Raw genomic sequence first — 12,876 nt, forward strand, 5'->3', positions numbered from 1 at the left:
AGAAGCTGATGAGGCTGGTTAGGGGGAATTGATGAAAGCCATATTGCCGATCAACGATCCCGCGCATCCCGACGAGGATCGACTTTCCGGTCTGCACGGTGCACTCGAATTGCTCTGGGACGTCAAGGATTCGACGGTGTCCACGCCGGACGATCTTGACGGTTTCAAGAAAGAGAAGACCACCCATGTCTACGGCCCGATCACCCGCGGTGTCGTGAAGGGCTTTAGGGACGCGCAAAAGCTGGAGTCTGGCGAGAACGTTGACGGCGCGACCGCGGCGCGCCTCAACGAGTTGCTGCTTGGTCAGCGCAAGCTTGCAAAGATCGTCGGTGCGCTGCGCGACGTCTCCAAGCCGGCGACCGGCAATCCGCCGATGCGGCCGAAGCTTGATCATCCCGGTCTGATCGTGCGCGCACTTCACGATGACGAACCTTGGGCGGATGTGGCGATCACCGGCGCTGACGACGCTTTCGTCTTGTATTTGGATCTGGCCGAGCCGGAGGAAGAGCGCAAGCCGCAGCGCCCGAAAGTCAGGGTGTTCTACCGCGAAAACAACATTGCGGAAACGGCGGTGCAAGCTGACGTGTTCACGCCAAATGCCGCGCTCGTGCTCCGGCTCGATATTGACGTGAACCCCGCGCTGCTCGCGCCTTATGAATTTAGCAGCGTACGCGATCTCGTCCTGAAGGGCTTGAAGGTACTGAAACCCTTCGAGCCGGGAAAGGAGGACGAGGCGATCGCCCGGCTTCGGCCGGATGACGTGGCAAATCTTGAAACCCTGGCTGATATGCCGCCGCAAGAGCGGATCGAACATCTGGCCATCGCACATCTTCTCGCCAGCGATGCCGGCAAACAAAATAAGACAACCAAGAAAAGCGTGAATCCCGATGCCGCACTGATTTACGGGCTGTTGCGGCTGCAAAAGCTGCTTTACGTTCTGTGGCGGATTCCGCCCCAGGCCCAGGTCAGTCTGAAGTTCGAATCGCTTGCCGGGCCGCCCCCGAAAGCACCGAAAGACAAGGGAGACCCGTCGGATGACAATCAGCCGGCGCGGCTCCAGCTTCTCGCGCAACTTGTTTTCTACTCGGAATTTGTCGGGAAGGAATCGTACGGCAAATCTCCCGAAGGCGAACTTGTCGGCGCCATCAGGGACGTCGTGAAAGCCGGCGTCGTCGAGAACCGATATCTCGACCCCCCACTAGCAGTCATGAATGACACCCTGGCGCAGGGGCTCGCAGATTTGCGTGCCTCCTTTGTCACTCAACAGCCGGCTTTGGTGCCCGCGCAACCATTCCATAACAACGTCGATGGGGAATGGTGTTTTTGTCGCGACGGAACCAAGAACAGCGCCGACCTGGTTCTGCAGCGTCTTTTGGACAGCGAGAAGCTTCCAAAGCCCTATGCCGATGTCGCGCGGTTGGTTGCCGACGGCCAAAAACCTGACGCGCCGCAGGACAGCCCCCTGAAGGAATTCCGGCTGGGCTCCGGCAACGTGTACCACCTTGCCGCGGCGATGAAGTGGAAGACGGAAACCACCGATGCGCTGCTCTCGCTGCAGCGGGTCGTTCTGCTGACTGAGGATCCGGCCGAGGTCGCATTCCTGCTCGGTCCTGATCCGGACGGTGAATGGGACAAACTCGACGGCGCGTGGAAAATCCGGATGGTGGCCGGACTGAGCCGGTTCACGCGCGCTTACGTGGCTCTGCTGGGGCGTAAGGAGGACGATCAGGCGCTGCTCGCGCAGAAGGCCGAGGCCTTATTCGACAGCGCAAGTGCGCGCTCCGATGCCACGGCGCATGCCTTCGGCGAGGCGCGCGCGCTTGCCACCGCGCAGCATGTCGATGCCCTTACGACCAAGGCCGATCGCGCGAAGATACAGGCGCAAGTCAGCACGGTGCTGGCGGGGGGAGACAAGGTCACCGCAATTCCCTCATGGGAACGGCTGTTCGGATCGCTCGATGCCTGTGCGTGCGACGAATGCGATTCGATCTATGGACCAGCGTCGTACCTCGTCGACGTGCTGCAGTATTTCAAGCGGCTTGATGCAAGCGCGTCGTCCGGCGACTCGAAGAACGGCGCCGGAAACGGCAAGCTCGCGGGGCTGCCCCCCTGCCTGTCAGCGCAGGGCGCCAAGACGGTGTTCGACGTGCTGATGAGCCGTCGATCCGATATCGGTTACCTAGACCTCAACTGCGCCAACGCGATGACCGAGGTCCCCTACATCGATCTGGTCAATGAACTGCTCGAAGATCGCGTCAGTCCGCCGGTGAAGAAGTACTATGTCAAGCTCGAGCCGGGGCCGATTCCGGGCACCGTACTGAATGAGCTCCTAACAGACGGTTTCCACGAAGTTACCGAGAAAGCAGAGGTGACGGCCGACTCCAAAGATAACCGCTTGGTCAGGGATGAGCGCGCACTGATTCTATTCGAGCGGATCGCCGATGATCAAAAGGCAGGCTGCCCAGCCTGGCTTGTGCGCCAGCTGCGCCAGACGTTCGGCACCGCTGCGGAGATCGCCGCCGCGCCGGAATATGTCAACCAAGGTGCCGTGGAGAAATTGAAGGGAAAGGAATGCCACTTTGCCCTGGCTTTGCCGTTCGACGCCGATCGTATGGAGGCGGCGGCTTATCTCAGCAGGATGGAAACCGATCGCACAATCGCGATGCGCGCGTTTGCGAAATGGTCGGAACTCGGCGGCGAGGACTATCGCATCAAAGTCGCGACCGAGGCCCTCGGCCTGACATCGGTCGAGGTCGCTCTCATCACCGAGCCGAAGCCGGATCCGAACGGCCAGCACGAGTTCTGGGCCGAAGAACCCACGACGCTCGTCAAGAACATGTCTCAGCTGCGGCGCTTCCTCGACAAGACCGGATTGAAGACGGAGCCGGTCGGCAAGGGCGAACTGGATGAGCTGCTGGTCGGGAAATACATCAACCTGATTATCGAGCCGGACGAGCCAGACAATCCGGCCGCTCGCTGCGATACCGAAAAAATGCATATCAAGGAGCTGGATGCTCCCGCCCTCGATCGCATCAATCGCTTTCTCCGACTGCGACGAAAGCTCGGGTGGCGCATTGACCTGCTCGATCGGCTGATCAGGTCTCCGGCGGTCGGCAACGGTGAGATCACGAGCGGCTGTATCGTCGCGCTGGGCGATATTATTCGCCTCGCCCGCGAACTCGATATGGAGCCGGAGAAGATCGCGGCGTGGTTCGTCGATCTATCGGTATTCGGGGAACCTTCGGACTATCGGCGAATCTTCCTTCAGAAAGGGGAGGACGGCAGTCCCTATCCGCCGTTCCTGCTCCAGAACCTGAGTCCGCCGGGAGACGACAAGCCCACGGGAAAAAAGACAATCGCCGATCACGCAGAGGCGGTGGCAAGGGCCTTGGGCGTTACAGCCGAGCAACTCGCTACGTGGCTGGCCTATTGCGGCAGCGAGCCCGGAACCGACAAACTACCGGTGAAATTGTCATTGCGAAATCTCTCGCGCATCTGGGCCTGGTTCCGCCTGGCCAAGAAGCTTGGGCTGAGCATGCGCAATCTGACGCTGTTGCTCGCCATGCGCGGCATGAAGGACGCGCTCGAATCTCCGGCCGTGACCCGCGAGTTGTGGGAAATCGTCACGCTTCTGAAGGCGCAACGCATCGGCGTTGCCGACATTCGGTTTTGGCTTCTGCACCGAACCGAAAACGGAGGTGAGGCGGCCAAGCGCGTCATCCCGGACCTGGCCATCGTGTGGCTGCTTGCGAAGGTTCGTGTGGAGTTCATGAAGCTCGCAGCCACCCGCCTCGCCAGCGAAATCGTCGAGTGGAAGTCGGAGAAACAACCCGGCGACGCAATGGAGACGTGCCTGCAGAAGCTGCAGTCGGTGCTGGCGCGCGTGAAGGAGCTTTCACGGGACCATGTTCAACAGATTGCGACTTTGGTACAGAATCGCGCCAAGACGAGCGATGTGGAGACGCTGCAAGCGTTGCTGAAGGGCAAGCCTCTCGGGGAAATTCCAGGCGTTGGAGATCTTGCCGACGGCGCACCTGTGAATGCGCCGGGAAGCTGGATCGAAACAACCGAGGACCCAGCCAAGAAGATCAGTCATCGCGAATATCAGACCTGGACGCGCAAGCTGGTCAGTGCAGTGCTCGACCGCCTGGATGCCCTGGCGCGGCAGGAGACCGTCGTCCGAATCGCGAGCCAGGAGCTTCGTGCGCCCGTCGAACAGATATCTGCGATCCTGCCGGGGTGTAGGATGCCGAAGGATGGGCAGCCCGCGAACGGCGCGCCTTTGCTCGACATCCTCACGGCGCCGGATTGGGCCGTTGATCCGCGGCCCTTGAATCCGTCATCAGAGGCCGCCAAGGCGGCGGTCGCGCTTTTCGACGCGGCGTTTTGCTCAACGGATGAGTGCGTGCTCGCTCTGGAAGACAGGCCGCGCCGCTTCCGCCATGCGGTGCTTGCCGATACGAAGATCGACGCCTGGACGGATCCATTGACTGCTGCCGAGGTTGAAGGCTGGCGGACTTTGTTGAGCCCGCTGTTCACTGCCGTACGCCTCGCGCACAAGGTGGCCGGACTGGCCAAGGCTCTGCGCCTGCAGACCGACGAACAGCTCATCTGGGGACTGTGGCGCGATCCCAAAAAGCCCGCCGAGGGAAACCGATTCCACCGTCTTGATTGGTTCTCTCCCGACGAGATGCCATTGGCCCCGCCCTCAGACTCGAGCGAGCTTGTTCCAACGTTCGCAAAATGGCTAGTGTTCCTTCGGGGCCTGGACTTCATCGCCAAATATCCGCAAACGGAGACACCGAGCGACCCCAACGTCAAACTGGGCGGTTCGACGGCGTTCGAACTCGCGCTCGCAGATGCGCCTACGGATGCTGCGGGGAACAAGGCGACCGGACTCGACGCCATCCGCGACATCGTTGCGATCTGCTACCAGCTGTTCGGGTCGCCCGAGGTGGACCTGTTCAAGGTTGCCGAATATCTGGCCCCCCCGCGAGATGCCTTCAAGACGGCCAAGACGTATGCCCGGCTCGAGCGCGCCGCTGCGCTGATCGGCAAACTCGGTATTGCCTTCTCCGATCTTCCGGCACTCACGGCCGAAACCGTGACGCGTGAGCTTGCCCTGATGCTCCGTCAACTATTGAAACATCAATCGGATGACGCGACTTGGTTCGACACGCTCAAGGAGATCCAGGATCCGCTCCGCGAGTGCAAGCGCGATGCTTTGGTGGCTTACCTGATCGCCGATCCAAGCCACCATTGCTTCCGCGAAGTCAACGATCTCTACGACCACTTCCTGATCGATCCGCAGATGTGCGCCTGCATGCCGACGTCGCGAATCGTGCAGGCTCATGCGGTAGTTCAGCTGTTCGCGCAACGTTGTCTGATGGGACAGGAGCCATCGGTCGATCCGGGTGCCGATGCCCGGACTAGTCAGGATTGGCATGAGTGGACGTGGATGCGCAACTACCGCGTCTGGCAAGCGAACCGGAAAATCTTCCTCTATCCCGAAAACTGGATCGAGCCGGAGCTGCGCGACGACAAATCGCAGTTCTTCAAGGACTTCGAGCAGACGCTGCTGCAGACCGAGGTGAACGACAGCAACGTTGAGATTGCCGCGCGCAGCTATCTCGACAAACTCGACGACGCCGCTTTCATGGAGGTGATGGCGGCCCATTATCAGGAGACCCCTTATGAGGAGAATGGCAAGAGGGAAGGCCGGGTACTCCACATCGTGGCGCGCACCAAAGGAGGAGACCCACCGACATACTTCTACCGTCGATTCATCGACGAGCAATACTGGACGTCTTGGGAGAAGATTGAGGTCGACATCGCCACCGATCACGTCCTGCTGTTCGTGCGTAACAACCGCCTGAACATTGCGTGGCCGGTGTTCGTCGACATCGTGGATGAATCGGCTCAGTTCAAAGTGACAAATCTCAACGACCCCAACCCTCAGCAGCTTCCGAAAGCGCCAAGAGGCTGGACTATTCAGTTGGCCGTGAGCGAGCGCAGCAACGGTCTATGGCAGCCCAAACGAGTCTCGAAGGAAGCGATTCAGACGCCGAAGACGGAGATGGTGACAGCGACGAATGTCGACATGGCGGCGCAACGCCTGCGCTGTCGCTTCGTGATTCGCGACCGCGAGCCGCGAGGCTATTTTCTCGACACCGAGGGGAAAGCCGATATCGGCTTCTTCATTCTGGCGTACAGCCTTGTCAAAAAGGGCGAGAATGGCGAACTCATGCCGACCGGCCCGAACACCGAGCCGATCTTGATGGGCGCATTTAACCTTGCCGGCTGCAGGGGGTATCCGGAACTCGTGTCGCGGGAGAGTCTCGCCAAGATCGGGGCGGGAGCGCCGCTCAGTGTCCCGCGCATCAGGCATTCGGCTTTCGAAATGCAACGGTGGATCGAACAGGAAAGCGATGCCGAAAACAATTTCGTCATCGAAGGATTGCTCGCAAATAACTTCTCCCCGACCACGGTGTTCGACAAGACTCCTGGAACCTTCAAGGCCACGACCGTCCAGCAAACCACTCTGGTCGACAACTTCCTGATGGATGCGCTCAAGCTCGCGCATCAGGAGCCGAAGGAGTGGCAGCCTAATGGCATATTTGTTCCGTTCTTCTACGAGGATGGTCGACGCGGCTATGTGGCGGTTCCGTCGCTTCGGCTAATGGGTGGGCAGGAAGCGACGATCAGCAATCTCATTCCCAATCTCGATGCGCTCGACGGAGACTTGAGGGACGCGGCGAGCGACAAGGAGATGACGTGGCAGAAGCTGATCGATAAATGGACAAGCGATGACGCGCCGAAGAAGACCAAGGATGCCTTCGCCGAACTGAAAAAGCAGCTGGCCGGATGCTTTGGCCTGCGCTTTCTCGCCTTCTATCATCCGTTGGTGTGTCTGATGAAGCGCAGCCTCGCTGCAGGTGGTTTCGAGCGGCTGATGGGTGCATCTCCGCTGGAATGGCAGCAGAGAGGTCACGAATTCAACGACCTTTTCGGTCCGAAGGATGTGGTCCTCAAACCCCATCCAGCCGAAACGGTCGGCTTTCAGTTCGACCGCAACGATGGCTATGCGAGCTACAATTGGGAGGTCTTTTATCACCTGCCCTCGCTTGTCTCGCAGAAGCTGGTGCTGGGACAGAAATTCGCGGACGCACTGCGCTGGTTCCACTTCGTCTTCAATCCGAGTGGAATCCCCGAACCCCCGGAGGGCTACGGAGACGCCACGATGCCTCCGGCCGCAAAGGGGCCTGGACGCTATTGGCTGACCAAGCCGTTCAGAAGCCGTAGCGACGCCGACACACCGCTGGACCGTGACAGTTATGTCGGACAACGCATCGAGACCATCCTGCGGCTGTTAGGAGATCCTGACCACGCCGGGCTCGGCGACGAGTGGATCGCAGAGGTAAGGCACTGGCGGCAGAATCCGTTTGTCCCGCACCAAGTGGCGCGCGGCCGCACCGTGGCGTATCAGAAGGCCACGGTCATGCGCTATCTGGACGCGCTCATCCAATGGGGCGACTTCCTGTTCCGGCAGGACACCCGCGAGTCGGTGAACGCTGCTCTGCAGCTTTACGTCACCGCCGAGCGCCTGCTTGGCCCGCGTCCCCGAATCGTCAAAGCGCCCGGCAGCTTCCACAGCCGGACCTTCCGCGAGCTGGAACGCGTCATTATTGGGGAGCGGCCGGACCAGGAGGGGATCGATCCATTTGGAAACAGCCTGATCGAACTTGAAAACCTGCTGCCGCCGCAGCCGCCGACTCAGCAGAGGCCGGCCTGCATGCCTCCGCTGCCTGCCGGCTGCCTGACGACCGTCCCTTACTTCTGCATCCCGCGCAACGAAAAGCTGATGGGCTATTGGGACACGGTGGCAGACCGGCTCTACAAAATCCGGCACTGCCAGAACATCGAAGGTATTGAGCGCCGTCTCGCTCTGTTCGCGCCGCCAATCGATCCCGGACTACTTGTGCGCGCAGTAGCGGCCGGGCTCAGCATTGGTGAGGTGCTGGCCCAGGGCGCGGGCGAAGTCCCGCACTATCGCTTCCAGACGCTCGCCCAGAAGGCGACCGAGCTCACGCAAATGGTCGCGGGACTTGGCAACGCGTTGTTGCAGACGATCGAGAAGAAAGATGCTGAAGGCTTGGCGCAGCTGCGCTCGAATCACGAGATCAGCCTCCTGAAGCTGGTTCGCGAGATCAAGCTGCAGGCAATTCAAGAGGCAGACGCCAGCCTGGAAGGATTGAATAACGCGAAGGCCACGACGGAAGAACGGCGGCTTTTCTACAGCGCGATTCAAAACATCAGCGGCGGTGAGCAAAGCGCACTCGACCTCAACGAGGAGGGGGCGCGGTTCGAGACGGCGGCCCTCGTGTTCAGTACCGGGGCCAATATCGCACACATGCTGCCGGACTTCACGATCGGCGCATGGGGTTTCGGCGGCGCGCCGGGCACGGACGTCAAATGGGGCGGTATCAACGTCGGCAACGCGCTCAGCGCCATGGGCCAATTCACTGGTGGTATGGGCGGGTTAAAACGCGAGGCTGCTGCTGTTGTGGGCACCAGGGCCGGATACGCACGGCGCTGGGATGACTGGAAGCTGCAAGAGCGGTTAGCGAACCGGGAGCTTGCTCAGATCGTACGGCAGATCGACGCGGCAAAGATCCATTTGCAGATGTCGAAAGACGAACTGCGCGACCATGACAAGCAAATCGAGCAGGCACAGGAAATCCTTGCCTACCTTAAAGATCGCAAGTTCTCCAACCAGGACCTCTACGACTGGATGCTTGGCCAGATTTCGGCCAGCTATTTCCAGGCGTGGCAACTCGCCTACCGATTTGCCTTGCGCGTGGAACGTGCTTTCCACTTCGAACTGGGCCCCCACGACCGTGGCGAGTTTGACAGCTATGTGCGGCCCGACAGCTGGAACAGCCTGCATAAGGGGCTGCTCGCTGCAGATCGCCTGCTGTTCGATCTGAAGCGGTTGGAGGTCGATTACATGGACCGAAACCGGCGCGAGCTCGAGATCACCAAGCACATCTCGCTGGTGCGCCTCGCCCCGACCGCGTTGCGTCGCCTGAAGGAAAAGGGGACATGCGAGATCGACATTCCCGACTGGCTGTTCGATCTCGACTATCCCGGTCATTATTTCCGTCGGATCAAGAGCGTAAGCCTCAGCCTTCCGTGCGTGGCCGGACCCTATGCGAGCGTGAATTGCACACTGACTCTGACGAAGAGCCAGATTCGCAAGCTCCCCAAGCGCGCTGACGACGAGAGCGACGAGGACAATCTGCTGCGCAACTTCTCGAGCGTCCAGTCGATCGCGACCAGCACGGGGCAGAACGACAGTGGCTTGTTCGAGGTCAATTTCCGCGATGAGCGTTACCTTCCATTCGAGGGTGCCGGTGCAATCAGCACCTGGACCCTCCAGCTCGATCGGCAAGACAATCTGCAGCTCGACTTCGGTACCCTCACCGACGTGATCATGCATCTGAAATACACGGCGCGGCGAGCCAGCAAGCAGTTCGAAACTACTCGGCGCGACGAGATGAAGAATTATCTGAAAGGAGATTCGAATCCGATCACCCACCGGCTATTTGTCATCAAGGATGAGTTCCCGGCCGAGTGGCACCGTTTCACCGTTACGCAGGATGCCAAACGCGTGCTCACCCTGGATGGATTGGCGGATCGGCTTCCCTATTTCTCGATGCCGATCGGCCAGCCGGCCGAGGTCCAGTTGGTGCGACTGGATTCGCTCAAGCCAATAGAACCGGCGTTCGAGTTCGCTGGGGGCAAGCCTAAGGAGGAATCGTCAAATACGTGGGTCGAGGCCGAGTGGGGTAAATGGGATTTTACGTGGACGGGCACTGATAAACAGCTTCCCCTTGGTTTGCTAGTAAGCTTTCCGCTTGTTAGCAATGGCTAGGGCGATGCCTACCCCTCCGTCTAATAAACTTGGGCTGTGTTCAAAGTCCGTTTAGTTGTCATGAAATCACTTATTCAGCGCCACCCGGCGTACCAAAATTGGGGGGCGATAGTTGGAATAGCTTAGCCGCCGTGTAGGCGAAGGCTTGAGTATTAGTTCGCCACGTGGAGTGCGCCTCCTCAAATGCAGTATCGCACGGAATGGAATTATCAGAGCTGGACCCCTCCCGATCTCGGCACAGATCAGCAAGCTGCCAGCGGTCGAGTTTTGCTCCTTTCAAAGTGATGCCGGCTCTTCTCTCAACCTTTTCAACCTGATCTAAAAAATCCTTGATCTCATCCCGTAGCAACATCGCATAATTTCGCATCGGGCCCGAGACTCCGGGGTATTTCGCTAATGCCTTTGTTATGTTCTCTCGGAGGCGGAAGGCGCTGTCAGTGACGGCCGAGACATAGTTAGGTTCATCGTGGTCCATCAGTGCTCTATGGTCTCGAAGATAAGTATCGAGTGTTGCCCAGAAATTCTTGTCGTCTTTGGCAGCCGCTACAGCATCGTCCGCCCTCTCAGAAAAGTGGCGGATTTCGAGGTTTGCGTGCCTACGGTTCGACGCAAACTGTCCCAAGAACAGCGCGATGGCGACAAGTACAGGCCACATCTTGCTCAATTCAGCGGCGTCTAGATGACCCTCTAATAGGTCCTTAGCCTTGAGGCCCTGCACCGAAATGGCGTAATAAAGCAGTAGGCCAACCGCGATCGCGCCTAAGTAGCCCACCGCTTTTGTGAATTCGAATACCGTCTTCACGGAGGCCCCATGTTCAAGCGCCCGCGCGTGGCTAGGATCAAGCGCCGTCGGGACGCAAAGCCGATCTTTTCAATTCCCCAGCCAAAACGGTCTACGAAAAGTTCAGTCTACAACTTCAGCGCGTTTTGGCAACGCTCGCTGGGCAAATGGCCAATTTTGGAGAGCATAATCCTAAGGCGTGCCACGGATGACTGGCGCGACGACACAGATCCTGGATCCATCTGGCGATCTGCGGGGAGCCCTGCCTTTCGTGCAGGCGAGGAGCGAATACTGATCGCGTCCCGGCGACCGAACTGCGTCGTTTCAGCGCAGCAAAGCGAGGCCCAAAATGCGTCCAGGAGTGCTGCGTGCCGCGAAGCAACGTATTCGTTCAGGCTGCCCGCGGCACGAACTCGGTCCTGCGGGATACCGAGGCCAAGACCGCGCCGAAGCAGGAGGGACACGATTAGTTGGAGGGCTCAGGGCGCGGTCGACTTCCATGGCGAGCATTCCGAGAGGATCACCGAGCCCCCGAGGGTGCGAGCGCGAAGACTGTTTGGGCACATCGAGCCGGAGCGTCGTCATTGTCAGGCCGCTGGCGTAGGCTCTCATTCTTATCGGTCCTTCAGGAGATCCATGTTGAGGTAGCGTGATGGTCGAGCCAAGTCCCCTCGCGCTCTACGGTCGGGGGCGGCGGTGTGCTAGCGGCAGGAAGTAGGTCAGGTCTTCTTCGACACTCTCCTCCACCCTAGCCGGTGAGCTTCGGCATTTGGCCTCACATTTATCAGCGGCACCACGAGAGATCACGCCGCACCCTCGGGAAGTCGCGCCGGTCGTACGTCCACCGCAGTTCCAGCCGGTGATCGTTGTTGCGGTACATAGCGAGCGCGTGCGCAGGAAATGAACATGGCAGTGCTTCCAGAAGGCCCCGCCGAGGTCCTCGGCTATCGCCCCCTTCGAGCCCGGGTGATCATTCGGGACGACGAACTGGTCGCCATGCAGGCCACGGATTCAACGCCTCCGAATTCCTTTCGGCTCGATCGGCTAGGCGAACTCGACCGCGGGCACTAGGCCTCCCTCCAACGGCGATCGCGATCAGCTCCGCTGGCCTTCCTAATGATCCAGACTTCCGGACTTGCTCGCAGCGGCATCCAGTATCAGATAAGGAACGCCTCCTTGAGCTTGCGCTAGCATGCGGGGTCCCTGAGGGAGGAGCCGGCCATGGGTCAAAAAAGGACCGGGGTCACAACGCTCGGACCAGAGAGCTCAACGATGCGTTCCGGTTGACAAGCATGGAAGCTCCGAGCAGACTTTCTAAGGTTGTAGGAGAACGATTGCTATGAGTGCGTCGTTAAGGTCGTTGATCCTGTTGGCTATAATCGCTATTTCGGCGCTTACGGCGGGCTCCTTAGAGCTAAGAATTTCTGAGGCTCGCGCGGCCAGCTCTGCTGGACCTAGATGTCCTCCCGGGTGCTGAAAAGTCATGGCAGCGCTTCGAGCCTTCTTCTCGAACGGTGGATATGCCACTTGGTTTCAAACCCTGGTAGTGGTGCTCAGCGTCGTCGTTGCCATAGTTGCAATCCGGAAGGGAGATACAAACCAGACCACCGCAAATTCAATTCTGCTTGCGCAGAAGTATTTTGCTGAGAAGCCTAGCTTGGCAAGCGCGAGCTTGCGATTGCGAGTCAGTCAGTACGTTCAAGTACAAGAAGCCAAGAAGACTTTCGGAACCTATGAGCCAAAGAACGACCCTGACTTTGCAGCGCTTTTCGAGAGGGCTCGACCGCTGGTCACAAAGCGTGTTCAGGAAAGCGAAGAACTTCAGGCGGATTTTCAGTCGCTGAGCGACTTCTTTGCTGGATTGCTCATCTGTACCGAAGCAGCCGTATGCGATCGAGCGACTGCAATCAAATTGCTCGGTTGGGAGTTGCTGGGCTTTTACAATGCGGTTTGTCCGTATCAAGAGGAGCAGGCACGCAGTTTTGGCTACGATGAAGATTCGGAGCGGTATTTAACGTTTTTGGTCGATCACGCGCATTACACGAGTTCTGATTTCTTTTGTCGCGAGAAGCTCGCCGCTCATGTCTCACGAAAGAAGTGACCCACGAGCACTTGGCGCGGACCAAGCTATTCACGTACGAAAAGATAGTAGCCCGCATGG

4 protein-coding genes are annotated in these 12,876 nt (G+C 59.2%); 3 read left to right on the forward strand and 1 reads right to left on the reverse strand.

Features of this window, described 5'->3' with window-relative positions; genetic code table 11:
- Positions 1-31: 31 nt before the first annotated feature.
- A complete protein-coding gene (locus IVB42_RS35705) occupies positions 32-9,934 on the forward strand; it encodes a neuraminidase-like domain-containing protein (protein WP_247471938.1) in 9,903 nt (3,300 codons plus the stop codon).
- Positions 9,935-10,004: 70 nt separating this feature from the next.
- Here the strand turns inward: IVB42_RS35705 and IVB42_RS35710 are convergent, their stop codons facing one another.
- Complete coding sequence (locus IVB42_RS35710) at positions 10,005-10,736, reverse strand: hypothetical protein (protein ID WP_247471939.1); 732 nt, start codon at positions 10,734-10,736, stop codon at positions 10,005-10,007.
- 885 nt (positions 10,737-11,621) lie between these two features.
- On the opposite strand from IVB42_RS35710, the gene IVB42_RS35715 reads away from it, so the two are divergent.
- Together IVB42_RS35715 and IVB42_RS35720 are read left to right on the forward strand one after the other, a co-directional pair.
- Positions 11,622-11,786 (forward strand): hypothetical protein, encoded by a 165-nt coding sequence (locus IVB42_RS35715; protein WP_247471940.1) that lies wholly within the window; start codon positions 11,622-11,624, stop codon positions 11,784-11,786.
- Between the two features lie 412 nt (positions 11,787-12,198).
- Entirely contained in the window at positions 12,199-12,816 is a 618-nt protein-coding gene (locus IVB42_RS35720; RefSeq protein WP_247471942.1) for a hypothetical protein, read from the forward strand.
- Positions 12,817-12,876 lie beyond the last annotated feature (60 nt).

Source organism: Bradyrhizobium sp. 45 (assembly GCF_023073155.1).
Lineage (GTDB): Bacteria > Pseudomonadota > Alphaproteobacteria > Rhizobiales > Xanthobacteraceae > Bradyrhizobium > Bradyrhizobium canariense_D.

What these genes read in the sequence shown, in the direction of transcription:
- IVB42_RS35705 (WP_247471938.1), top strand. Translation starts at nt 32, where the DNA reads ATGAAAGCCATATTGCCGATCAACGATCCCGCGCATCCCGACGAGGAT.
- IVB42_RS35715 (WP_247471940.1), top strand. Translation starts at nt 11,622, where the DNA reads ATGGCAGTGCTTCCAGAAGGCCCCGCCGAGGTCCTCGGCTATCGCCCC.
- IVB42_RS35720 (WP_247471942.1), top strand. Translation starts at nt 12,199, where the DNA reads ATGGCAGCGCTTCGAGCCTTCTTCTCGAACGGTGGATATGCCACTTGG.